A 24,357-nucleotide genomic window follows, 5' to 3' on the forward strand; every position below is an offset into this window, starting at 1 on the left:
GCGGCGGTTTCGCCCCTTGCCCTCTTTCACGCTCGCCTTAAGTGGTAGGGGACAGCCGCGCCGGCCGGCGACGCCTTCTCACAATTCAGGATTGGTCATGGCAAGCATCGCGAACACCCAGCCCGACAGCCGCGAAACCACGGTGATGGACGCGCCCGACAAGATGGTGAACGTGCGCGAGGTGTTCGGCATCGATTCCGACATGGAATGCCCGGCGTTCAGCGAGGCGGACGAGCGCGTGCCCGATCTCGATCCCGCCTATGTCTTCGACCCCGATACGACGCTGGCGGTGCTGGCGGGCTTCGCCCACAACCGCCGCGTCATGATCCACGGCTATCACGGCACCGGCAAGTCGACGCATATCGAACAGGTGGCGGCGCGGCTCAACTGGCCGTGCGTGCGCATCAACCTGGATGCGCATATCAGCCGGATCGACCTGATCGGCCGCGACGCGATCGTGCTGAAGGACGGGCAACAGGTCACCGAGTTCCGTGAGGGGTTGCTCCCCTGGGCGTTGCAGAATCCGACCGCCCTGGTCTTCGACGAATATGATGCCGGCCGGCCCGACGTGATGTTCGTGATCCAGCGCGTGCTGGAGACGGAGGGCAAGCTGACGCTCTTGGACCAGAACCGCGTCATCCGCCCCAATCCGTGGTTCCGCATGTTCGCCACCGCCAACACGGTGGGGCTGGGCGATACCAGCGGCCTGTATCACGGCACGCAGCAGATCAACCAGGGCCAGATGGACCGCTGGAACATCGTCGTCGCGCTGAATTATCTGCCGGCCGCCACCGAGGCGCAGATCGTGCTCGCCAAGTCGGGCGAATACGACAAGCCCGAGGGCAAGGAGGTGGTGGAAAAGATGGTCCGCGTCGCCGACCTGTCGCGCAAGGGCTTCGTCGGCGGGGACATCTCCACGGTGATGAGCCCGCGCACCGTCATCACCTGGGCGCAGAACGCGCTGATCTTCGGCGATATCGGCTTCGCCTTCCGCCTGAGCTTTCTCAACAAGTGCGACGAGGCGGAACGGCCGCTGGTCGCCGAATATTATCAGCGCGTCTTCGGCGACGACCTGCCGGAAAGCGTGGTGAAGCGGGCGTGACGGCGGCGCTGCCTCTTTCTCCTTCGCCCTTGATGGGGGAAGGATACGCCGCCTTGGCGACGCAGACGCCTAGGCGAAGTTGGATGAGGGTGAGCACGGCCGGTGCAAACGCCTTTCCCCTCTCCCAGCTTCGCCTAGGCGGCTTCGCCGCCAAGTCTTCGCATCCCTCTCCCCGGCGGGGAGAGGGATAGCATGACCGAACGCACGCCTCTTGATGCATTCAAGGCGGTGCTGGGCGGCACGGCGCGCGTGTTGGCCGAGGACGCCGAGGTCGAACTGGCCTTTTCCGCCGATGCGCCGTCGCAGGCCGGACGCAACCTGAAGGTGCCGATGCCGTCGCGCACACTGCCGGCTGACCAGGTGGCGCAGGCGCGCGGCTTCGCGGACGGTTTCGCGCTGCGCTTGAAACATCACGACCGCGCCAAGCACAACCGCGCCGCCCCGCGCGAGGCGGTGGCGCGGGCGGTGTTCGACGCGGTGGAGACGGCGCGGATCGAAGCGATCGGATCGCGCGGGTACGAGGGCGTGTCGGCCAATCTCGACCATGCGCTGAACGTCCGGCTGAAATCCGATCCGATTGCACGCGCACGCACGGCCGAAGAGGTGCCGCTGTCGACCGCCATCCAGTTGATGGCGCGCGAACGCCTGACCGGAAAGCCCGCGCCGTCGCTCGCCGAACCGGGCATGAAACTGGTGCGCGACTGGGTCGAGGAGAAAGCGGGCAAGGATCTCGACGCGCTCGGCCTTGCTATCGACGACCAGGAATCGTTCGGCAAGCTCGTCTCCAACCTGCTCGAAGATCTCGACCTCACCGAGGGCGAGGTGCTGCCCGAGGAGGATGACGAGGGCGGCAGTGACGACGAGGGCGCCGAGGACCAGGAAGAGGAACAGGGCGAGGACGAAGGCGACGAGGCCGGCGAGCAGGGCGAGGGCGAGGTCGACGCCCGCGGCGAGCAGCGCGATTCGGACGAAGGCGAGGGCGAGCAGCAGGCCGACAGCGAGCAGGAGATGGACGACGCCGAAGGTGAGCCCGGCGACGACGGGCGGGAAGGCATGATGCCCGTGCGGCCGAACCGTCCCTGGTCCGACCTGCCGCCGCAGTTTGAATACAAGGCCTTCACCAGCAAGTTCGACGAGATCATCGCCGCCACCGAATTGTGCGATGCCGACGAACTGGAACGGCTGCGCTCCTATCTGGACCAGCAGCTCACGCATCTGCAGGGCGTGGTGACGAAGCTCGCCAACCGTTTGCAGCGCCGTTTGATGGCGCAGCAGGCGCGGTCGTGGGATTTCGATCAGGAAGAAGGGCTGCTCGACGCCGCCCGGCTGGCGCGCGTGGTGGTAAACCCGATGCAGTCGCTCAGCTACAAGGTCGAGCGCGAGACCGATTTCCGCGATACCGTGGTCACGCTGCTGATCGACAATTCCGGTTCGATGCGCGGCCGGCCCATCTCGATCGCCGCGATCAGCGCGGACATCCTCGCCCGCACGCTCGAACGCGTCGGGGTGAAGGTGGAGATCCTGGGCTTCACCACGCGGGCGTGGAAGGGCGGACAGGCGCGCGAGGAATGGCTGCAGAACGGAAGGCCGCACCAGCCGGGCCGTCTCAACGACCTGCGCCACATCGTCTATAAGCAGGCCGACGAGCCATGGCGGCGGGCCAAGGCCTCACTGGGCCTGATGATGCGCGAAGGGCTGCTGAAGGAGAATATCGACGGCGAGGCGCTGCTCTGGGCGCACAGCCGGCTGATCGCACGGCCGGAAGAACGCAAGGTTCTGATGGTCATCTCCGACGGCGCGCCGGTCGACGATTCCACCCTGTCGGTCAATTCGGGCAGTTACCTCGAACGCCATCTGCGCCAGGTGATCGGCTGGATCGAGACGCGTTCGCCGGTGCAATTGTCGGCGATCGGCATCGGCCACGACGTGACCCGTTACTATGCCCGCGCGGTGACGATCATGGACGTGGAGCAATTGGCGGGCACGATGATCGAACAGCTCGCGGCCCTGTTCGACGAGGAATGATGGCCTCTCCTTCCAGCGGCGGGAATGCGTTCGCCGAACGCGAAGCGGGGAAGGAGCGCCGTCCGGGACGGTTCTCGACCGGGTTTGCGACGCCTTCGTGCTCCTGCGAAGGCAGGAGCCCGGGGTGTCGGGCGGCGCGTTTGCGGCCCTGGATTCCCGCTTTCGCGGGGATACGATTCTTTCCTGTGGCATTTTGCTGCGTTGGGGAGGGGCGGCGGTGAGCGGCATCACGCCGCCGCCCGGCGGGTTCGCCGGGCCGGTCAAGCGATCGGTGACGATCGCCGGGCACGAGACCTCGATCAGCCTCGAACCCGTTTTCTGGAGGGCGCTGGAAGCCGCCGCCGGCGAACGCGGCCTGCCGCTCAACGCATTGGTGGCGGCCATCGATGCCGTCCGCATCCGTGCCGACGCCCCGCCCAACCTGGCCAGCGCGATCCGGAGCTGGCTGCTCGCCGAGCTTACCGGACATACACCGTCGCCTTGAGGGGTGCTCCGTCCAGGCGGCTTTCCGCCCTTCAGCCTGAAAATCGTCCAAGCCGGTTCTTGCCGCTGACAGAAACAGAACGGCCCTTCGACAAGCTCAGGGCAAGCGGTGGGTAGCCAGGCAGAGACACCCCGCTTCCCGCTGATGCCGAGCTTGTCGAAGCACTGCCCTTCTTGCGCGCGGCGCTCCGCCACTCCGAATCAGGTCCGGGGCGGCGGAGCGGCGCCTCACCGCGCCAGCAGCACTCTGGCCTGGCCGGCGATCTGCGCCAGCATCGCGGCGCTGGGAGCGGGTGCGCGGCGCGCGCGCTGAACGAGGCCGGTGAACTGCGCGACCCGCGCGGCGTTCGCGTCCAGCCAGTCCTCCACCGCGCGTTGCGGATCGCCGGCGTCGATGCGGCCGAGAAATTCCAGCCGCAATTGCTGGAAATCCCGCGCCAGCCCCGCGATCAGCAGGCGTTCCCACGGATCGCCGGTCTTGATCCGCGCCGCATTCGCCTGCGCCCAGTCGAGACCCAGTGCCTGGCCCAGCCGGGTGAACGCCCGCGTCAGCACCGTCTCGTCGAGGTCGCGCCGCTGGCCAAGATCGGCCAGACCCACCGCACCGTCCAATTCGAAGATGCGCACCACCTTCTTCACCAGCGACCGGGGGGCGCCGGATTCCTCCAGCCGGTCGGAGATGCGGCCGCTCTGCGCGCGCGCCTCTTCCAGCAGCAGCGTCTTGGCCTGCCGGTCGAGATTGGCGATGCCGGGTTGCAGCCGCGCGATCACGTCGCCGGGGCCATCGCCCGACTTGCACACGCGCAACAGGTCCGCGATCTGAGAACGGGCGGCGATCGCCACTTCCTCGAACAGGGCGATGCGCGCCTGTTCGCCGATATCGGCGCTTTCGATCTCTTTCCAGATCGCCTGCAGGCCGAACAGCCGGTCGGCGGCGACGAACATGGATGCGATGTCGCCCAGCGCGGCGCCTTCCTCCTCGGCCAGTTCGAACGGGTGGAGCACGCCCATGCGGTTGACGATCCGGTTGGCGAGCTTGGTCGCGACGATCTCGCCGGCCAGGCGGTGCGCATCGATCGCGTCGCCATATTTTTTGCGCATGGGCGCGGGGAAGGCGGCGTGGAGATCGCCGCGCAGTTCCGGATCCGCGCCCAGGTCGCGCCGTTCGATCGCGTCCTGCAGCGCGAGCTTTGCGGTGGCGAGCAGCACGGCTAGTTCGGGCCGCGTCAGGCCTAGCCCGTCCTGGCCGCGCCGCAGGAAATCCTCATTCGAAGCCAGTCCCTCGACCGTGCGGTCGAGCCGGTCCGCATTCTCGAAAATCTCGATCACCCGGACATAGCTCGGCACCGCGACCGCGCCGTCATTCTCCATGAAGGACAGCGCCAGCGTCTGCAGCCGGTTGTCCTCCAGCACCAGCCTGGCGACATCGTCCGTCATGCGGGCGAGCAGCTTGTTGCGCTGGTCGAAGCTCAGCCTGCCTTCCGTCATCTCCCGGTTGAGCGCGATCTTGATGTTGACCTCGTTGTCCGAGCAGTCGACGCCGGCGGAATTGTCGATGAAGTCGGTGTTGATGCGCCCGCCCTTGGCGGCATAGGCGATGCGCCCCGCCTGGGTAACGCCCAGGTTCGCGCCTTCGCCCACGACCTTGGCGCGGACCCGCTCGGCATTGACGCGCAGCCGGTCGTTGCCGGGATCGCCCACCTCGGCATTATTTTCGGCCGCGGCCTTGATGTAGGTGCCGATGCCGCCGAACCAGATGAGATCGACCGGCGCCTTGAGGATGGCCGAAATCAGCGCGGCGGGCTCCAGCACCTCGTCCTCGATGTCGAGCATCTCGCGCACCTGCCTGGTGAGCTTGATCGTCTTGTCGCTGCGCGAAAAGACACCGCCGCCCTTCGAGATCCTGCGCTTGTCGTAATCGTTCCAGCTCGAGCGCGGCAGCTCGAACAGGCGCTTGCGCTCCTCCCACGAGCTTGCCGGATCGGGATCGGGGTCGAGGAAGATGTGGCGATGATCGAACGCCGCCTTCACCTTCAGCGTCTTCGACAGCAGCATGCCGTTGCCGAACACGTCGCCCGACATGTCGCCGCAGCCCACGACCGAGATCTCGTCGGTCTGCACGTCCACGCCCATTTCCAGGAAGTGTCGCTTGACCGAAACCCAGGCGCCCTTGGCCGTGATGCCCATCGCCTTGTGGTCGTAGCCGTGGCTGCCGCCGCTGGCGAAGGCGTCGCCCAGCCAGAAGTCGCGCTCCATCGCGATGGCGTTGGCGACATCGGAGAAGGTTGCCGTGCCCTTGTCGGCGGCGACGACGAAATAGGGGTCCTCTCCGTCCAGGATGCGCACGCGTTCGGGATGCACCACGTTACCGCCGACGATGTTGTCGGTGATCGACAACAGCGCCCGGATGAAGATGCGATAGCTTTCCCGGCCCTCCTCGAACCACGCTTCGCGGTCGGTGGCGGGTGAGGGGAGTTGCTTGGGATAGAAGCCGCCCTTGGCGCCGGTCGGTACGATGACGGCGTTCTTCACCCGCTGCGCCTTCATCAGGCCCAGGATCTCGGTGCGGAAATCGTCGCGCCGGTCGGACCAGCGAAGGCCGCCGCGCGCGACGGGGCCGGCGCGCAGGTGCACGCCTTCGACCCGCGGCGAATAGACGAAGATCTCGCGCCACGGCACGGGCCGCGGCAGGCCCGGCACCTTCGCGCTGTCGAGCTTGAACGCCAGCGCTTCGTCCGCCGCCGGGGAAAAGGCGTTGGTGCGCAGCGTCGCCTTCACGACGCCGGCATAATTGCGCAGGATGCGGTCGTCGTCGATCGCCGACACGCCGGCCAGGCCCCGTTCGATCGCCTCTTCGGCCAGCGCCATCGCCTCTTCCGCGCCCTTGCGCGCATCCGGGTCGTGCGCCGCCTCGAACCGCGCGATCAGGGCGCCCGCCACTTCCGGCGCGTTGCGCAGGGCGTCCACCGCCGTCGACAATCCATAGGACATGCCGGTCTGGCGCAGATAGCGGAACCAGGCGCGCAGCAGCGTCACCGATGCCGGCTTCATCGCCGCTTCCACGATCAGCCGGTTGAAGGCATCGTTTTCCGCGCGCAGTTCCAGCACGGCCGCGATCGCGGCTTCCACGGTCGCGATGTCGAACCGGTTGTCGGGGTCGATCGGCGTTTCCAGCTCGACCTCGAAATCGTGGATGAAGGCGTGGTCCTCGTCGGAGAGCGGGGTCGGCACCTCCTCGATGACGCGGAAGCCGAAATTCTCGAACACCGGCACCGCGTCGGACAGCGCCAGCGCACCGCCCAGCCGATAGACCTTGATCCGCAGCCGGCCGTCGCTGCCGTCGCCGTCGATGAAGCGTACGGAACGCGCCGATTCGTCTTCCAGTTCGGCGATGCGGGCGATGTCGCGCGCCGCTTCCTCCGGCGTGTTGGTGTTGCGGTAATTGTTGGGAAAGGTGTTGGCGTAGCGCAGCGCGAGCCGCGTCGCGCCCTGACCGCCGTGATCGCCGAGCGCGGCCTCCACCGCGGGCATCCAGCCGCGCATCATCCGTTCCAGCCGCTGGTCCAGCTCCGCCTCGTCCGGCATGTGCGCGTCGCCGCGCAGATCCAGCGTGAAGCGCAACAGCGCCACCAGGCCGTCTTCCAGCGAGATCGACCAGCTCAGCATGTCGGCACCCGCCGCTTCCGCCAGCATCTCGCCGATCGCGGCGCGGCGGCCCGAGGACAGTTCGTCCCGCGGTAGCCAGACGAAGCCGAACAGGTGTCGCCCCAGCGCACTGCGGATCAGGATCAGGCGTGAGCGCGGCCGGTCGGCGATCGACATGGCCGTGAGCGCCAGTTGCTCGAGATCGTCCGGGGAAAAGGCCGTGGTCAGATCGTGCGGCAGCGCGGTCAGCGCATGCGCCATGGCCTTGCCGGTATGGCCCTTGGGGTCGAAACCCAGCCGCTCTTCCAGCGTGCCGAGCCGGGCGCGCAGCACGGGCACGTCCTGCGGTGCCGCGTGGAGCGCGGCGCTGGTCCACAGCCCGGCATGGATCGACAGGCCGGTAATCTCTTCGTCCTCGCGCACCGGCACCAGGATCAGGTCCAGCGGCACGCGGCGATGGACCGTCGAGATACAGTTGGATTTCAGCAGCAGCGGCGCATCGCCGCCTTCCTCGAACCAGGCGAGCGCGCGCTCGCGCGACTGCTGGGCGAGCAGCGGCACGTCGAGCGCTTCGCGCGCCAGGCCGAGCTGGCCGCTCGCCGAACCGTCGCGCATCCAGTGTTCATAGCCGAGCAGCGTGAAATTGCGGTCCAGGAACCAGCGCAGCAGCGCCGCTCCCTCGTCATTGTCCATGCGGTCGGCATCCTCGCGCATGGCGACCTGCAGCGCCGGCCAGTCGTTCACGGCATGGCGGACGTGGCGCAGATTGCGCTCGATATCGGCGACCAGTGTCTTGCGCGGCTTCGCGTCCACGCGGTCCATCTCGATATAGATCATCGATTCGGGCGCGCCGCCCTCACCGATGCTGGTCAGCTTGCCGTCGCCGTTGCGCGACACCGACAATACGGGATGGATGATGCGGTCGATCGCAATGCCGTGGGCGCCGATGGTGGCCGCGATCGAATCGACCAGAAACGGCATGTCGTCGTTGACCACCGCCAGGCGCATTCGGCGCTGGCCGCCCCGGGTGAAGGTGTCGAGCGCGATCCGCGGGCTCGCGGGCTCGCGATGGGCCGCGGTTTCGGCGACGAAGCTGGCGGCCTCCTTGCGGTCGGCCTTGCCGAACCTTTCTACCTCTCCTGGAAGTGCGCCTTCGGTGAAACGGGCTTCGAACGCCTGCGACAGCGACTTCGTTATCTGTTTCGTCATGGACCGCGCTATGCTCCCCCCGAGCGTGAGGCTCAAGGGGGCGTGCCATGCTTTTCTTGCCGTCGCGCGGGTCGGTTCGCCGCGCGAATCCGGCGATCAGTCGAGGGCTCGGCGCACCGCCTGGGCGGTGAATTTCGCATCGCCGTCGACCCGTGCGACGACGTCCAGCCCGGCAGCGCCGGATTTGCGGGCGACCAGCACGACGAACTCGGCATCGTCGGCGCCGCCGCCGATGGGAAGCTGGGCAAGGGCAGGGCGCCGGCGAAGCTCGTTCGCGGCGGCCGCATAGCGATCCGGTTTCGGTGCCGGGCGCCGGGCGGCGCGCTCGGCCTTGACCAGACCCTTCAGGCCACCCTCGGCATCCTCGATGAAGCGCGGGAAGGCGCCGACGGGTACGGCGTGGCGACGGGCGTGGGCAAGGGCTGCGGCGAATTCGGTGACGCGCGCCTTGTCATACTCCACGCCGAAGACGAGCTTGACGATCGGCGTCAGCGGCGCGCGGTCCTGCGCCTTCAGCCCGGCGCCTTTCAGCAGGTCGGCATAGGCGTCCGGCGCATCGGCGCAGGCGAGGGCGAAATCGTGAGCGCGGCCCAGCGCGCGGTACAGCGCCGCGCGCGAGCGCGTATCGGCGGCGCGCACCTGTGCGGCCGTTTCGCGCGCGAGCATCAGTTGATCGGCGAGTGGCGATCCCAGCGGCGGCGCGGGGGCGCCCGTTTCGCTTTCCGCTTCCGCGACGCCGGGGCCGTCGGCCCAGACCGGAGCTGTCGGTGCGGATGTCGCGACCGGCGCGGCGCGGCGCGATTCGGCGATTTCGGCGTCGAGCCCGGCCTGGGTCTCGGCATCGACCATCTCTTTCCAGTTGATGACGCCGTAGATGAAGTCGATCGAATCGTCGCCGGCCGAAAACGGCATCAGGATACCGCGATACAGCGTGTTATGGCCGCGCTGGCCGACGAATTCCGCCTCGAACCCGATCGGCGCGCGATTGGCGATGATCTGCAGATAATGATCGGTGAGGCGCGACAGCAGCGACCGGCTGGGTACTTCGGCGACATGGCGGATGGAGGAATCGACACCGCATTCTTCGCGCAGCGCGGACCCGAGATATCGAATCGCCGGGTTCTCCACCCCTTCGGAAAAATCCAGCAGAACGCTGTTCGGGCCGAAATCCGCGATATTGTCCGGCTGCAAATCCTCGATCGAGGGAAAGGGCCGGCCGTTCAGCAGCGACACCCAGTAATTATAGGCGCGTACATGCATGCGCCGCTCGTCCGTGCCGACGGAAACGGTGGTGTCGACCACGCCGTCATCGGTGTCGTGGTCCTGTTCCTGCTCGATACGATCGTCGATGCCGCGCGCGCTGTCCATCGGTATCCCCCAATCAACGGCATCCGGCCGTCCAGTTCGCGACCCGTTGTGCACGGCCGTGGTAAACGATGCGTAAAGCCAATCCGTGAAAGTTGGGCGCGCGCGAGCGCTTGCCAGCCATTCCAAGTGCTGCTAAGCGCGCCCATCCCAATCCGGCATCTGAGTGCCGGCGGGCCGCTTTAGCTCAGTTGGTAGAGCATCGCATTCGTAATGCGGGGGTCACAGGTTCGAGTCCTGTAAGCGGCACCAGCGCCCCGCGAGATATTCCGCGTCTTCGCGTTGCCCCGGTCGAGCAACGCAGTTCCGTTGTTACCGGTTTCGGACAGCAAATGGACAGCGTCAGACCGGCAGGCTTCCGACATGACGTGCCGGCCCGAAATCCGCGCAAGATGGCGGGGCAAGGTGGACACCCGCGCTCGTTCCCCGACGGGCCCGCCCTCATAAAGAAAGAAGGGCGTTTCGCGGCTTTCGGCATGATGAAAACATAAAGGTCTGGTCCAACCGCATCGTCCCTCCGGTCTCGTTCGCATCACCGGATGCGCGGGCAGCCCGTGCAAAAACCGAAGCTATGTCCCTGCCGCTTCGGCTGCCGAGCGGTTATGAGGAGCGGATGACCGATACGACCGCGACCCGCGAACCCGATGGCGTACGCCACCCGCCGCATCTGATGTGGGGGGCGGGGCTGCTGTCGGTGGCGGTCGCCTTGATGCTGCTGGCCGGCTGGGTGATCGGCGGCGGGCGGCCCGATGCGTTCGATCGGGCGATCCTGCTGGCGTTGCGCGTGCCGGGCTCGCCGTCGCAGCCGGTCGGCCCGGCGGGGTTCAGGCAGACCGTGATCGATATCACGACGCTGGGCGGCGGCACGGTGCTGACGCTGGTGGTGTTTCTGACAGTCGGCATGCTGCTCGCATCGCGCAAATGGCTGACGGCGGCGCTCGTTGGGGTGGCGACGCTGAGCGGCTCTTTCGCGGTCAGCCTGCTCAAGGATAGTGTCGCCCGGTCCCGGCCGGACGTCGTGCCGCACCTAGTCGAGGTGAACACGCTGAGCTTTCCGAGCGGCCATGCGGCGAACAGCGCCATCATCTATCTGACCGTCGCGACGCTGCTGACGCAGATCATCCAGCGCGATGCACGCCGGACCTATCTGTTCGCGGTCGCGATCCTGCTGGTCGGCGCTATCGGGGTCAGCCGCGTATATCTGGGCGTGCACTGGCCCAGCGACGTCCTTGCCGGGTGGAGCTTCGGGACGCTGTGGGCGGTGGCGTGGTGGCGCCTTGGCAAATGGCTGCGCATTCACCAACGCGAATTGCACGCCCTGCCCGCCGACGAGGACGAGGCGCTGTAGGTCGTTATGCTGCTGGCCTGCGACGGTCGCCGCCGGGGTGTATGATCGCGCCCGGCCGGCTGATCGAGCAGGCCTTGGACGAGCACCGGCGGACCTGAGCGCCGGCATCGGAACTTTGCCAATTTTCGGGGTTGTGATGTTGTAACATCACTACTAATGCGCTGCGGGAACTTGATTTCAGCGCGAAGGGACAACATCTGTGAAGAAGATCATCCTCCTCTCCGGAACGGCACTTTGCATCGCGACCGTCGCCCACGCCCAGGACAGCCGGCGCGCTGTCCGGCACGAGGAAGTTTCCGAGGAAATCGTCGTCACCGGCGTGTTGCAGCAGTCGCAAGAAGACGTGCTTTCGGGCGTCTCCGTCGTGTCGGGCGAGGAGCTGACGCGGGACCTGCGTCCCACGATCGGCGAAACGCTGGCGAAGCAGCCGGGGGTTTCGGCGACGTCGTTCGGCCCCAACGCCTCGCGCCCCGTGCTGCGCGGATTTCAGGGCAATCGCATCCGCGTTCTCACCGACGGCATCGGTTCGATCGACGTGTCGAACACATCCGTCGACCATGCCGTCGCCATCAACCCGTTGACCGCGGACCGTATAGAGGTGCTGCGCGGTCCCTCGGCTCTGCTATACGGTTCGTCGGCGATCGGCGGCGTGGTCAACGTCATCGACAGCCGTATTCCGCGCAAGATGCCGGAAGCGCCGCTGCACCCCGATGCCATCGGGACATTGGGATCGGCTGCCGACGAACGCGCCATCTCCGCCGTCGCCGACGTGCCGGTTTCCGGCAATATCGTCGCCCATGTCGACGGCAGCTATTCCCGGACGGATAATCTCGAGACCGGCGGCCACATCCTTGCCCCCGACCTGCGTCGGCAGGCGCAGGCGAGCAGCGAGCCCGCCATCCGTCAGCTCGCCGATCTGAAGGGCGAGCTTCCCAACAGCGATTCGGAAACCTGGGATGTCGGGGCGGGCGCCGCGGTCGTGGCCGACGGCGGCAATCTGGGCTTCGTCGTCAGTCACTACGACAATTATTACGGCGTGCCGGTCCGCTATGCGCTGGAACCCGATGCCGAGGCGGAAGCGGTCCATCTGCACATGAAGCAGGACCGGGTCGATATCCGCGGCGAGGTCGATCCGGAAAGCGGCATCTTCGACCGGATCCGGCTGCGGCTGGGTGCGGCCGATTATCAGCATAGCGAGATCGAGGACACCGGCGAGGTCGGCACGACCTTCTACAGCCAGGGCTATGAGGGGCGGCTGGAACTGACCCAGGCGCAACAGGGCGCATGGTCCGGCGCGATTGGCGGCCAGTTCTTCGTGCGCGACTTCGATGTCGTCGGCGAAGAGAAATTCCTGCCCAAGAATTTCACGCAGCAATTCGGGGCCTTCACTCTGCAATCGCTCGACTACGGGCCGCTGAAGATCGAGGGCGGGGCGCGGATCGAGCATAGCGATGTCGAGGCGGTGGCCGATGCCACGCTGGGCAATCCGGCGATCAAGCGGTCGTTCGATTCGGTTTCCGGTTCGCTGGGCGCAAGTTATGAGTTCGTGGACGGCATCCGCATCGGCTTCAACGGTTCGCGGACGCAGCGTGCGCCCACGGCGGAAGAGCTTTTCGCCAACGGCCCCCATGCGGGCACCCAGGCATTTGAAGTCGGCAACCCGAACTTCGACCAGGAATCGAGTTGGGGCCTGGAAGGTACGTTGAAAGGCAGGCGCGGCGGGCTGAGCTTTTCCGCCTCGGCCTATTACGACTGGTTTTCCGATTATATTTACGCCTATCAGACCGGCGCGATCGAAGACGGGCTGCCGGTCTATCAGAACGCGCAGGCGGATGCCCGCTATTACGGGGTCGAGGGGCAGATCTCCGCGCCGCTCGCGCGCATCGGCGGTTTCACCATCAACGGCGATCTGCTCGGCGATTACGTCCATGCGACCATCGTCGATACCGGCCCGGTCCCGCGCATTCCGCCGCTGCGGCTGTTGGGCGGCCTGGAAGCGCAGTCGGACCGGTGGAACGGCCGGGTGGAAGTCGAGCACAGCTTCGAGCAGGACCGCGTCTCCGAATATGAGACGCCGACCGACGGTTTCACGCTGGTGAATGCAAGCGTTTCGTGGAAGCCCTTCGGCGAGAACGCGACCAGCCTGACGCTGCAGGCCAACAACATCTTCGATGTCGTGGCGCGCAGGCACGCGAGCTTCCTGAAGGATTACGCCCCGCTCGCCGGGCGCGACATCCGGCTGACCGCGCGCTTCCAGCTTTGACCGGCCACGGCCGGCGGCCGGCCTAGCCCTGCCGTTCGGCCAGCTTGCGCTCCCAGGCGAGGGCGTGCCTGACGATCGTGTCCAGATCGTCATGTCTCGGCCGCCAGGGCAGCGCCTTCAGGATCGCGGCATTGTCGGCGACCAGGGCGTCCGGGTCGCCGGCGCGCCGCCCTTCGAGGCGGCGGTCGATCGTCATGTTGGTGACCCGGTCGACCGCGTCGAGCACCTCCAGCACCGAATATCCCCTGCCATAGCCGCAATTGAGCGTGTGGCTCCGCGCCGGATCGGCAATCAGCAGGTCGAGCGCGTCGACATGGGCGGCGGCGAGATCGCCGACATGGATATAGTCGCGAACGCCGGTGCCGTCGGGCGTGCCGAAATCGGTGCCGAAGACCGAGACATGATCGCGCTTGCCCGTCGCCGCCTCGACCGCGACCTTGATGAGGTGGGTGGCGCCGGCCGTGGACTGGCCGGAACGGCCGTCGGGATCGGCGCCGGCGACGTTGAAGTATCGCAGCGCGCAATAGTTGAGAGCATGTGCCGCGGCGACGTCGCGCAGCATCATTTCCGTCATCAGCTTGGACGTGCCGTAGGGGTTGATCGGCTGGGTGGCGGCGTTTTCCGCGATCGGCACCTGGTCCGGTATGCCGTAGGTCGCGGCCGTCGAGGAAAAGATGAAATGCTTCACGCCGCACGCGACCGCGCTTTCGATCAGGGAGCGGCTGGCGGCGGTGTTGTTGCGGTAATATTTCAGCGGATCGCTGACCGATTCCGGCACGACCACCGATCCGGCGAAGTGCATCACCGCGCGCACGTTGTGGTTGCGCATCGCCGCGCGGACCTTGTCATCGTCGGCGACATCGGCCTCTATCAGCGAGGCGCGGTCATCGACGGCCCAGGCGAAGCCGGTAACGAGGTTGTCGACGACCACCACGCGCCAGCCGGCATCGAGCAGCGCCAGCACCGCATGGCTGCCGATATAGCCCGCGCCGCCCGTCACCATCACCGTATCGTCGCGCATTGCCGTCTCCATGGCCGTTCGTCCTGAACGTTGCCTAGCGGCGCACCACGCTTATGTAACGGGGGAATAGGAGAAGCGTTACGATGAACCATGCGACATTTGCGGGCGGCTGCTTCTGGTGCACCGAGGCGGTTTTCACCGATGTGATCGGCGTCCATTCAGTCGAAAGCGGCTATACCGGCGGAACGAAGGCGAACCCCAGCTATCGCGAGGTATGCACCGGCGATACCGGCCATGCCGAGGCGATCCGCATCGGATACGATCCCGATCAGGTGACCTATGACGATCTGCTCGACATCTTCTTCGCCACCCATGACCCAACGACGCCGAACCGGCAGGGCAATGATGTCGGCACCCAGTATCGGTCGGCCATCTTTCCGCATGACGCGGCGCAGGAAGCGGCGGCGAAGGCGGCGATCGAACGCAACCAGCCGAACTGGCCCGACCCGATCGTGACGACGATCGAACCCCTGGACGAATGGTATCCGGCCGAAGACTATCACCAGGAATATTGGGAAGGCGAAGGCCGGCGTAATCCTTACTGCATGGCCGTGATCCCGCCGAAGCTGCAGAAGTTGCGCAAGAGCTTCGCCGCGCGGTCCAAGGCGGCCAGCGCGGAAGCCTGAGGGCGGGCGGCAGCGAGGCTAGCCCCGTTGCCGCTTGCGCCCTTTCAGCGCCGACAGCACCCCGCGCAGCGTGCGCACCTCCTGAGAGGTCCAGCCCGGCTTGGTCAGCACGCCGCGCAGGGCACGCTTCGTCGCCGGAATGCGCTCGGGCGGGCGAAAATAGCCGGCTGCTTCCAGCATGGCGTCGAGCTGCGCGATCATGCCTTCCAGTTCCGCTTGCGGTGCCGGCGGGTCGAGTTCGGTCTCGGTGGGAGAGGCAAGCCCGCGCGTGCGCGACCATTCATAGGCGATCAGGATCACCGCCTGCGCCAGGTTGAGGGAACTGAAATCGGGATTGATCGGCACCGTCACGATCGAGCGTGCCAGGGCGACATCGTCCGTTGCCAGGCCGGACCGTTCGGCGCCGAACAGGATGGCCGATTTTCCGACCTCGGTGTGGATCGCAGCGGACGCTTGCTCGGGCGTCAGGACGGGTTTGGTCACGCCGCGCTTCCTGACGGTCGTCGCATAGACATGCGCGCAATCGGCCGTCGCCTCCGCCACCGTGTCGAACACGCGCGCCCCGTCCAGCACCGCGTCCGCGCCGCTTGCGGCCGGGCCGGCTGCGGGATTGGGCCAGCCGTCGCGCGGGGCCACGAGGCGCATCTCCGTCAGTCCGAAATTCAGCATGGCGCGTGCCGCGGTGCCGATATTTTCGCCGAGTTGCGGGCGCACCAGCACGATCGCGGGCGGCGGAAAGGATGAATTCATGTGCCTCTACGCGTCGCGCCCGTCATGCGCGGCGTTCCAGTGGTGGATGTTCGCCCGCGCTTCCTGCACGAAAGCGGAACCGCGCGCCACCTTCAGGAACCATTCGGCGATCCAGCGCCCGGGATTGCGCAGCGGCCGCTTGAACTGAATCGACAGCACCACGCGCGTTCCGGACGTGTCGTTCCACACCTCATGATCATAGGTGTCGTCATAGATCAGCGTCTCGCCCTCGGCCCACCGCACGATACGGTTGCCGATCCGCATGCGCGCATCGCCGTCGCGCGGCACCATCAGCCCCAGATGACAGGTCACCAGCCCCTTGGTGACGCCGCGATGGGCGGGGATGTGCGTGCCAGGCGCCAGAATGGAGAAGAACGCGCTGTTGAGATTGGGAATGCTCTCCACGAATCGCGCGGTTTCCGGGCACCGGGCGATATTCTCCTCGATGCCGTAGCCATAGCCCCACAGGAAATAGGAACGCCACGCATCGGACAGTGCGATGTCGCGGTGGTCGGGCGATATCGCGGCGAGCGGCGGGGCTGCGTCGGCGGCCAGCGCGATCTGCGATGCCTCGTCGCGTATCGCGCGCCAGTTGGTACGCAAATCGGCGCTCCAGGGGAAATCCCGCACGTCGAGAACCGGTCCGTTGCCGATCAGCGAGGATTTCTCGATCAAACGGTCGAATGCGCCGCGCATCCGCTTGCCCAGCCGCACGATCAGCGGGCGCGGACCGGCCGAGGCGCGGTGTGCCCCGCCCGATTCCCGCCATGAACGGTGATATGCGCTGTGCGTTCGCGAGCCCATGTCGATCATTCAACCCCTGTCCGCGCCGCCGCCCCTTTCGGCCCCGTGGCGCGTGTCCGCGACCCTTGGCCGCTGCACTTTCCAGGATGATTCGTATCGGCAATCTTGGTCGAAATAATGGCGCGCGCGTGATCGGAAGCGGCCACTCGCCGCATTTCCCCGGCTCGCCCGTGCGTGGCGGCGCTGGCGGTTGCCGAACAATCGCGGTAGGATGGGCCATGCGTTTTCCGTCCAGCGCGCTGCGCTCCGTCCTCCTTCTCGTCCTCACCAGCCTGCTTATCGTCCCGCCGTCGCTGGCGCAGACCGGCCAGCCGACGCATGTCACGGCCACGGCGCTTCAGCCGACGACGATGCCGGAGTCGGAAAAACCCTGGCTCTATAAGGGGTCGGACATTCCGCCCAACCCGGCCTGGACGTTCGGCGTGCTCCCCAACGGCCTTCGCTATGCCGTGCGTCACAACGGCGTGCCGCCGGGCCAGGTCGCCATTCGCGTTCGCATCGACGCCGGTTCGCTGATGGAGAAGGACAGCGAACGCGGCTATGCCCATCTGCTCGAGCATCTCGCCTTTCGCGGCTCGGAATATGCCGGCGACATGGAATCGAAGCGTATCTGGCAGCGGCTCGGCGTGACCTTCGGATCCGACACCAATGCGGCGACGACCTTTACCGACACGGTGTTCAAGCTCGATCTGCCTTCGGCGACCGAGACCTCGCTCGACGAAAGCATGCACATCCTGGCCGGGATGATGCGCGCGCCCGACCTGGACCAGGCCGCGCTCGACGCGGAGCGGCCGGTGGTCCTGGCCGAACAGCGCGAGCGGCCGGGGCCGCAGATTCGCTTCGACAAGGTGACGCGCGGGCTGTTCTTCGATGGTCAGCCGCTGGCGGACCGAGCGCCCATCGGGACGACGAAGACGCTGCAGGCCGCAACACCCGCCTCCGTCCGCGCCTTTCACGACCGCTGGTATCGTCCGTCGCGTGCCGTGATCGTCATCGCCGGCGATATGGACCCGGCGCTGTTCGAGGCCATGATCAAGAAGCATTTCGGTGCCTGGCAAGGCAAGGGACGGGACCCGAAGACACCCGATTTCGGTTCCCCGCATCCCGGCGCCCCCTTTGCCGCGACGGTCAGCGAGGCGAATTTCCCGCCCATCGTCGCCATGGCCTATCTGCGGCCCTGGACGATCGGCGACGACACCATCCTGTTCAACCAGCGTCGGATGGTCGACCAGATCGCGGTCCGCATCGTGAACCGCCGGCTGGAGCGCCGCGCGCGTGCCGGCGGCAGTTTCATCCGTGCGTCCGCCAGCCTGGACGACGTGGCCCGCTCCGCCAACGTCACGACGGTGAACGTGCTGCCGATGGACGGCGACTGGAAGGCGGCGCTGCACGATGTCCGCGCCGTGATCGCCGATGCCCGCCGCCATCCGCCGACGCAGGCGGAGATCGACCGCGAGGTGGAGGAGATCAAGGCAGCGATGGTGCGCGCGGTCGCCGGCGCCCGGATCGAGGCCGGAGCGGTGCAGGCCGATACGATGGTCGAGGCCGTCGACGTGCATGAAACGACCGGCTCGCCCGATATTTCACTCGGCATATTGCAGGGCGCGATCGACAAGCATTTCTTCACACCCGACCGCATCCTCGCAGCTTCGAAAAAGGTTTTCGACGGCGTCGCGCTGCGCGGCGTGCTCAATTCGCCCGAGGCCGACCCCGGTGCGAGGAAAGCGCTTGCCGACGCATTGACCGAGGACATCACCGACATCGCCTCCGCCCGAGCGAAGTCCAGCACCGTTACGTTCGACGATTTGCCGGCTTTCGGTGCCCCCGGCACCGTCGAGAGCCGCAGCCCGATACTCGCCAATCCGCCGATCGAGAAGGTCGTGTTTTCAAACGGGGTCAACCTGCTGCTGTTCGCCAACCCGGCCGAAACCAACCGTGCGTTCGTGAGTGTTCGCTTCGGCCATGGCTATAACGCGATTCCCGCCGATCACATGACGCCGGCCTGGGCCGGCGAGATCGCCCTGGCCGCGAGCGGGATCGGAGATCTGGGCGTGGACGAACTCGAACAGCTCACCGGCGACCGCGAAATCGATCTCGATTTCTCGATCGCGGACGACGCCTTCGTCTTCGCCGGGCAGACGACGCCTGCCGACGTCGCCGATCAGCTACGCCTGATCGCGGCGAAGCTTGCCCATCCGGGATGGGATCCGAACCCGGTCAACCGGGCACGGGCGATGACGCTCGCCGGCTATGATGCGATGACGTCTTCACCGGAAGGCGTGCTGACGCGCGATCTCGCCGGTCTTCTCCATGACGGAGATCCCCGCTGGGCCACGCCGTCGCGCGAACAGGTGGCGGCGCTCACGCCGGAATCCTTCCGATCCTTCTGGGAACCGGTGCTCGCCCGTGGTCCGATCGAGGTGCAGGTGTACGGCGACATCGAGCCCGACAAGGTGATCTCCGCCGTTGCGCGGACCTTCGGCGCGATGAAGCCGCGGCCGGGCACGCCGATCGACCCGCCGGCGGTGCGATTTCCCGACCATGCCGCCGACCCGGTCGTGCGGCACCACAGCGGCGCGAAGGATCAGGCCGCAGCCGTGATCGCATGGCCGACCGGCGGCGGCAGCGCCGCGATCGGGGAAAGCCGCCGCCTTGAGATCCTGAGCGCAATCTTCGGAGACCGCATGCTCGACGAGCTTCGGTCCGAGGCCGGCGTCAGCTATACGCCGCAGGTCGCCAGCCAATGGCCGATCGGCCTGGCATCGGGCGGCGACATCCTGGCAGTCGGCATGGTGCCGCCGGACAAAACCGATCTGTTCTTTAGCATCGCGCGCAGAATCGCGGCCGATCTGGTCGCCAATCCGGTGAGCCAGGACGAACTCTCGCGCGCGCTGCAGCCGATGAAGCAATATCTGATGCGTGCATCGACCGGCAGCAGCTTCTGGATGCGACAGACCGCGGGCGGTGCGTTCGATCCGAACCGGATCGCCGGCGTCAACAGCATTGTCGCCGATTACGGCCAGACCAGGCCCGCCGACATTCAGGCGCTGGCGCGGAAATATCTGGTCCCGTCGAAAGACTGGACGATGGTCGTGCTGCCGGACGAAGCGGAAAAGCCATAACGGGCGGCGGCCGTCGCCGGCCGCGTCCGCCCTCAACCGCGATAAAGCGCATCCAGCCGCTCGCCATAGGCCTGTTTCAGGATATGGCGCCGGATTTTCAGCGACGGCGTGAGCTGTTCGTTCTCTATGGTGAACGGCGCGTCCGCCAGGATGAAGCGGCGCACCCGCTCGGCGACGACCAGATCCCGGTTCACGCGCTCCACCGCCTTGCCGACGGCGGCGCGGTAGTCATGGTCCTGCGCCAATTTGGCGAAGTCGCAGCCGGTGGCGCTCTGCGCGCACCACTGCGCCGTCCATTCCGGATCGGGAACGATCACGGCGACCATATAGGGCTTTCGGTCGCCGGCGATCATCGCCTGCACGATCTCCGGCTGCAGGGTGAGCATACCCTCGACCTTCTGCGGGGCGATATTGTCGCCCTTGTCGTTGATGATCAGGTCCTTCTTGCGGTCGGTAATTCGGATGCGCCCTTTCGCATCGATGTCGCCGACATCGCCGGTGTGCAGCCAACCGTCCTTCAGCACGCGCGCCGTTTCGGCCTCCTGGCGCCAATATCCGTGCATGACGAGTTCGCCGCGCACCAGGATCTCGCCGTCCGCGGCGATCCGAACTTCCGTGTTGGGCAGCGGCGGGCCGACCGTATCCATCTTGAGCCCCGCCGACGGGCGATTGCAGGCGATGACCGGCGCGGCTTCGGTCTGGCCGTAGCCCTGCAGGAAGGTGAGACCCAATGCCTGGAAGAAGGTGCCGACTTCCGGGTTCAGCGGCGCGCCGCCGGAGACCATCGCCTTCATCCGGCCGCCGAAGCGCCTGGCGATCTTCGGCTTCAGCGTGCGGCGCAGGAACAGGTCCATCGGCCAGTCGCGAAGCGCGATCCTGCCGTCCTTTGCGCGCGTGCCGATCGCGACCGCCTGGTCGAGCAGGAACGTCGCGAACCTGCCCTGCTTTTCGATCTGCCGAACGATCCGTGTGCGCAGCACCTCGAACAGGCGCGGCACCACGACCATGATGGTGGGGCGGGTCTCCTCGATATTCGCGGCCAGCTTGTCGAGCCCTTCGGCGTAATAGATCTGCGCCCCCAACGCGATCGGGAGATGTTGTCCGCCGGTATGTTCATAGGCATGGGAAAGCGGCAGGAAGGACAGGAACACCTCGTCGTCCCAGCCGAAATCTTCGGCAATGATGGATACGCACCCCGCGCAATTGTGCAGGATCGCTCCGTGGTGCTGCATCACCCCGCGCGGCGAGCCGCCGGTGCCGCTGGTATAGATGATGCAGGCCAGATCCTCGCGGGCGAAGTCCGCCTCGGCCGCCGCCGCCGCGGCATCGCGGGGAAATTCGGACACGAGCGTGTGCCAGTCATAATAGTCGATCGAGCCGGCCTGGCCGGCCCGGATCGCGTCGATGCCGATCACGATCTGCACGGTCGAAGAGCGCAGAACGGCGGGAAAAAGCGTCTTTGCCAGCTTCGCGTTGGAAACGATGACGGCACGCGCGCCGCTATTGTCGATGATATGCTGGTGATCGCGTTCGGTATTGGTGGTGTAGGTCGGCACGGTAACGCAACCGGCCGCCATGATCGCCAGGTCGGAGATGCACCATTCGGGCCGGTTCTCGCTCACCAGCATCACCCGCTCGCCGGGCTGCAATCCCTTGGCCCTCAGCGCGGCGGCGAGGCTGGCGACCTGACGTGCCGCCGCCGCCCAGCTCAGCGGCACCCACTGCCCCCCGTCCTTGTGCCAGAGGAACGGCGCATCGCCCTTTTCGCGTGCCCGCGCGAAGAACATGGCGACGAGATTGGGAAAGTGTTCGAGCGTTCGCATCCTGGGGCGGTGTCCTCTCGTACCGGCGGGCTGTTCGCCTGTTCGCCAAAGGCCTAATGGTCTTTGACGTCGGGGCAAAGACGCTACGGCATCGCCGCCAGTTCCCGCACGACGCGCGCCGCCAGGGCCGGGCCGTGATAGACCAGCGCGGTGTAAAGCTGAACCAGGCTCGCACCGGCGTCGAGCCGCCGCTTCGCTTCGTCCGCGCTGTCGATGCCGCCCACCGATATCAGTGGCACGACATCGCCGCTCGCGCTGCGCACCTCGGCCAGTTTCGCGCGGGCCAGCGCGGCGAGCGGTGCTCCCGACAGCCCGCCGCCTTCCCGCGCCGAGGGCGAGCGCAGGGTTTCCGGCCGGCTGATCGTCGTATTCGATACGATCAGAGCATCGACGCCGCCGTCGATCGCCGTGCCCACGACCGCTTCGATCTGCCGCCGGTCCAGGTCGGGAGCGATCTTGAGAAACAGCGGGCGACGCCCGGTATCGGTCGTTCGCGCCGAACTGCAGGCGGACAGAAGTTCGGCCAGCATCGCGGGCTCCTGCAGATCGCGCAGGCCCGGCGTGTTTGGCGAACTGATATTGATGGTGACGTAATCCGCCACTGGTGCCGCAGCGCGCACGCCGGCGGCATAGTCCGCGATCCGGTCGGTCGAATCCTTGTTCGCGCCCACATTGATGCCCAGGACGCCGCGGCGCCTTGCGCGTCCCGCGCGCGCCAACCCGGCCGCCAGGCCGCCATTGTTGAACCCCATGCGATTGACGATCGCCTGATCCGCCTTCAACCGGAACAGCCGCGGCCGGGGATTGCCGGATTGTGGGCGCAGGGTCAGCGTGCCGACCTCCACATGGCCGAAACCCAGCGCCAGGAGGCCGTCGACCGCCTCCGCATCCTTGTCCATGCCGGCAGCAAGGCCCAGGGCGTTGGGGAAGCGGATGCCGGCAACGCTGACGGGACGATCGGGCAATGTAGCGGCCGGTGCGAACGGCGCGCCCAGATTGCCCCAGCGCGCCAGCGCCGCGATGGTCAGGCGGTGGGCGCGCTCCGGCTCCATGGCGAAGAGGGCGGGGCGGATCAGCGGAAAGGGCATGGCGACCCTTTGCCGGTTCGGCGGTCGAAAATCAAAGTCCCGGAACGGGACGATTCTTTCGCAGATGTCGAATCCATCCAAGACCGAATCGCGCGACCATCCTACGTTCAAGTTGCGACCCGAGGATTCCAGATTGGAATCTTGCCTGGCGGTTCGGTCCTTTGTGGCCGGACCGCTTTTCTTATGCTTAGAAGCAATATACTGTGTGCGAATACGCAATACAGGGGCTATTTCGACATGAGCGTACTACAACTTGAGTACATCATACCTTCAAGCGCCTTCGCGGATTACATTACATTATTTTATTATTTCCGCGCTGACTTGCCCGTTTTCGAGGATACCGAACGCGCCGATCATGCGCAGCTTCGGTTGAGACTGTCACCGGGAGGCGCGGAATACCGCTTCCCGGACGGAACGGTGCAGGTCGCGCCCGATCTCCATGTGATCGGGCCGACTACGGGAGCGATGAAGGTGAAGGCACAGGGACCCGTCGTCTGTTTCGGCATGGGCGTCACGCCGGTCGGCTGGGGCGCACTGATCGGGAACAACGCCTGGACGATGACGAACCGCGTGGTCGACGCGGTGGAAATAATGGGCCCGGCCGTCGCCGAAGCTGCCGAGAAGCTGAAGGGGCTCGAATCGCCCGATGCCATGCGAGAGATCGCCGAGGCGATGATCGGCAAGCTCTTGCGCAGCACCGGGCCCGATCTGGCGTTCATTCACACGGTCGACGCCTGGCTTGCCGATACGCCATCGCCGACGGTCAGCGCCCTGGCAAGGGCGACAGGGGTGTCCGCCCGCCAGCTAGAGCGCAAGTGCAAGTCGCTTTACGGCGCGCCGCCGAAGGTGCTCGCCCGCAAATATCGCGCCCTGCGCACCGCGGTGGCGCTGGTGTCGGACGGGGTATCGTCCGCCGACGCGATCGACCGGGGCTTCTACGACCAGTCCCATTTGATTCGGGAGGTGAAGCATTTCACCGGCCTCACGCCGGGGCAGATGCACGCAAATCCCAACCTGCTGGCCCAGTTGACCATTGCGCAGCGCCATGCCCTCGGCGGCAGGGTGAAAAAGATCATCAGCCATACCTGACAACCTCGGGCGGGGCGCAACGATCATTTCTCGATCGGTGGCGGTTGACGCAGGCCGCCGTCGCCGCCACATGCCAATCGGAACGAAATGGTCCGATTGAACAAATGCGACTGACAGCCCAGGCCGATTATGCCGTCGTGATGATGACGGCCGCGGCGCGCCACTGCGGCGCGGGCAATCGGCTGAACGCGACGTCGCTCGCCGGGGAAACGGGATTGCCGCTGCCGACCGTGCAGAAGCTGGTGAGCAAGCTGTCGACGGCCGGCCTGGTGGAAAGCGCGCGCGGCACTGGCGGCGGCTTCCGCCTCGCCCGACCGCCCGCGACGATCAGCATCGCCGACATCATCGAAGCGGTGGAGGGGCCGATCGCGCTCACCGCCTGCGTCGATGATGGCGGCAGGGATTGCGCGATCGAACGAAGCTGCCGGGTCCGCCCGCACTGGCGCGCCGTCAACGGTGCCGTTAGAGGCGCGCTGGCCGGGGTCTCGCTGGCTTCGATCAACGACTGGGAAACGCCCGCTCCGGTTTCCGCCGACAGCGGCGCTGAACGCGAACAAGGCCCGGCACCGCTCGCCGAGAGCGCGGCCGGGATCG

Annotated in this window: 15 protein-coding genes, 1 tRNA gene and 1 pseudogene; 10 read left to right on the forward strand and 7 right to left on the reverse strand. The window is 66.5% G+C overall.

The genetic code is table 11. The features are described 5' to 3' along the window. The first annotated feature begins 97 nt into the window (after nucleotides 1-97). The 3 genes from cobS to RPR59_RS04225 all read left to right on the forward strand — a co-directional run bounded on the left by cobS (nucleotide 98) and on the right by RPR59_RS04225 (nucleotide 3,611). Nucleotides 98-1,102 (forward strand): cobaltochelatase subunit CobS, encoded by a 1,005-nt coding sequence (gene cobS, locus RPR59_RS04215; protein ID WP_313916989.1) that lies wholly within the window; start codon nucleotides 98-100, stop codon nucleotides 1,100-1,102. Nucleotides 1,103-1,294: 192 nt separating this feature from the next. Then, on the forward strand, nucleotides 1,295-3,127 hold the full coding sequence (gene cobT, locus RPR59_RS04220; protein ID WP_313916991.1) for a cobaltochelatase subunit CobT: 1,833 nt from the start codon (nucleotides 1,295-1,297) through the stop codon (nucleotides 3,125-3,127). Nucleotides 3,128-3,344: 217 nt separating this feature from the next. Continuing rightward, nucleotides 3,345-3,611 (forward strand): ribbon-helix-helix domain-containing protein, encoded by a 267-nt coding sequence (locus tag RPR59_RS04225; protein WP_313916995.1) that lies wholly within the window; start codon nucleotides 3,345-3,347, stop codon nucleotides 3,609-3,611. A 227-nt stretch (nucleotides 3,612-3,838) separates the two neighbouring features. Here RPR59_RS04225 and RPR59_RS04230 read toward each other — a convergent pair whose 3' ends face one another. Next, a complete protein-coding gene (locus tag RPR59_RS04230) occupies nucleotides 3,839-8,464 on the reverse strand; it encodes an NAD-glutamate dehydrogenase (RefSeq protein WP_313916997.1) in 4,626 nt (1,541 codons plus the stop codon). Nucleotides 8,465-8,560: 96 nt separating this feature from the next. Further along, nucleotides 8,561-9,832, reverse strand: a complete 1,272-nt coding sequence (locus RPR59_RS04235) for a PAS domain-containing protein (RefSeq protein ID WP_313916998.1) — start codon at nucleotides 9,830-9,832, stop codon at nucleotides 8,561-8,563. A 173-nt stretch (nucleotides 9,833-10,005) separates the two neighbouring features. Here RPR59_RS04235 and RPR59_RS04240 point away from each other — a divergent pair. From RPR59_RS04240 to RPR59_RS04250, 3 genes are all read left to right on the forward strand, one after another. Continuing rightward, nucleotides 10,006-10,081: transfer RNA gene (locus RPR59_RS04240), tRNA-Thr, on the forward strand. A gap of 361 nt (nucleotides 10,082-10,442) precedes the next feature. After that, nucleotides 10,443-11,177, forward strand: coding sequence for a phosphatase PAP2 family protein (locus RPR59_RS04245; RefSeq protein WP_313916999.1), 735 nt, complete (start codon nucleotides 10,443-10,445; stop codon nucleotides 11,175-11,177). Between the two features lie 199 nt (nucleotides 11,178-11,376). Then, on the forward strand, nucleotides 11,377-13,440 hold the full coding sequence (locus RPR59_RS04250; protein ID WP_313917001.1) for a TonB-dependent receptor: 2,064 nt from the start codon (nucleotides 11,377-11,379) through the stop codon (nucleotides 13,438-13,440). 22 nt (nucleotides 13,441-13,462) lie between these two features. On the opposite strand, the gene galE is transcribed toward RPR59_RS04250, so the two are convergent. Next, complete coding sequence (gene galE / locus RPR59_RS04255) at nucleotides 13,463-14,461, reverse strand: UDP-glucose 4-epimerase GalE (RefSeq protein ID WP_313917003.1); 999 nt, start codon at nucleotides 14,459-14,461, stop codon at nucleotides 13,463-13,465. 83 nt (nucleotides 14,462-14,544) lie between these two features. Here galE and msrA point away from each other — a divergent pair, with 83 nt between their 5' ends. Continuing rightward, entirely contained in the window at nucleotides 14,545-15,087 is a 543-nt protein-coding gene (msrA, locus tag RPR59_RS04260; protein ID WP_313917005.1) for a peptide-methionine (S)-S-oxide reductase MsrA, read from the forward strand. A gap of 18 nt (nucleotides 15,088-15,105) precedes the next feature. Here msrA and RPR59_RS04265 read toward each other — a convergent pair whose 3' ends face one another. Together RPR59_RS04265 and RPR59_RS04270 are read right to left on the reverse strand one after the other, a co-directional pair. Continuing rightward, on the reverse strand, nucleotides 15,106-15,837 hold the full coding sequence (locus RPR59_RS04265) for an RNA methyltransferase (RefSeq protein ID WP_313917008.1): 732 nt from the start codon (nucleotides 15,835-15,837) through the stop codon (nucleotides 15,106-15,108). A gap of 6 nt (nucleotides 15,838-15,843) precedes the next feature. Continuing rightward, a complete protein-coding gene (locus tag RPR59_RS04270; RefSeq protein ID WP_313917010.1) occupies nucleotides 15,844-16,650 on the reverse strand; it encodes an aspartyl/asparaginyl beta-hydroxylase domain-containing protein in 807 nt (268 codons plus the stop codon). A 209-nt stretch (nucleotides 16,651-16,859) separates the two neighbouring features. Between RPR59_RS04270 and RPR59_RS04275 the strand changes: the two genes are divergently transcribed. Continuing rightward, complete coding sequence (locus RPR59_RS04275) at nucleotides 16,860-19,763, forward strand: M16 family metallopeptidase (protein ID WP_313917011.1); 2,904 nt, start codon at nucleotides 16,860-16,862, stop codon at nucleotides 19,761-19,763. Nucleotides 19,764-19,795: 32 nt separating this feature from the next. Here RPR59_RS04275 and RPR59_RS04280 read toward each other — a convergent pair whose 3' ends face one another. Together RPR59_RS04280 and RPR59_RS04285 are read right to left on the reverse strand one after the other, a co-directional pair. Beyond that, the gene (locus RPR59_RS04280; protein ID WP_313917013.1) at nucleotides 19,796-21,586 is read right to left on the reverse strand and encodes an AMP-dependent synthetase/ligase; all 1,791 of its coding nucleotides are present in this window, start codon (nucleotides 21,584-21,586) and stop codon (nucleotides 19,796-19,798) included. An 83-nt stretch (nucleotides 21,587-21,669) separates the two neighbouring features. Beyond that, the gene (locus tag RPR59_RS04285) at nucleotides 21,670-22,674 is read right to left on the reverse strand and encodes a quinone-dependent dihydroorotate dehydrogenase (protein WP_313917015.1); all 1,005 of its coding nucleotides are present in this window, start codon (nucleotides 22,672-22,674) and stop codon (nucleotides 21,670-21,672) included. Nucleotides 22,675-22,995: 321 nt separating this feature from the next. Between RPR59_RS04285 and RPR59_RS04290 the strand changes: the two genes are divergently transcribed. Next, nucleotides 22,996-23,763, forward strand: coding sequence for an AraC family transcriptional regulator (locus RPR59_RS04290; protein WP_313917017.1), 768 nt, complete (start codon nucleotides 22,996-22,998; stop codon nucleotides 23,761-23,763). Nucleotides 23,764-23,867: 104 nt separating this feature from the next. Continuing rightward, nucleotides 23,868-24,266, forward strand: a pseudogene (locus RPR59_RS04295) (SUF system Fe-S cluster assembly regulator); the annotation flags it as partial. Nucleotides 24,267-24,357 lie beyond the last annotated feature (91 nt).

Origin of the sequence: Stakelama saccharophila (assembly GCF_032229225.1) — a bacterium.
Lineage (GTDB): Bacteria > Pseudomonadota > Alphaproteobacteria > Sphingomonadales > Sphingomonadaceae > Sphingomonas > Sphingomonas saccharophila.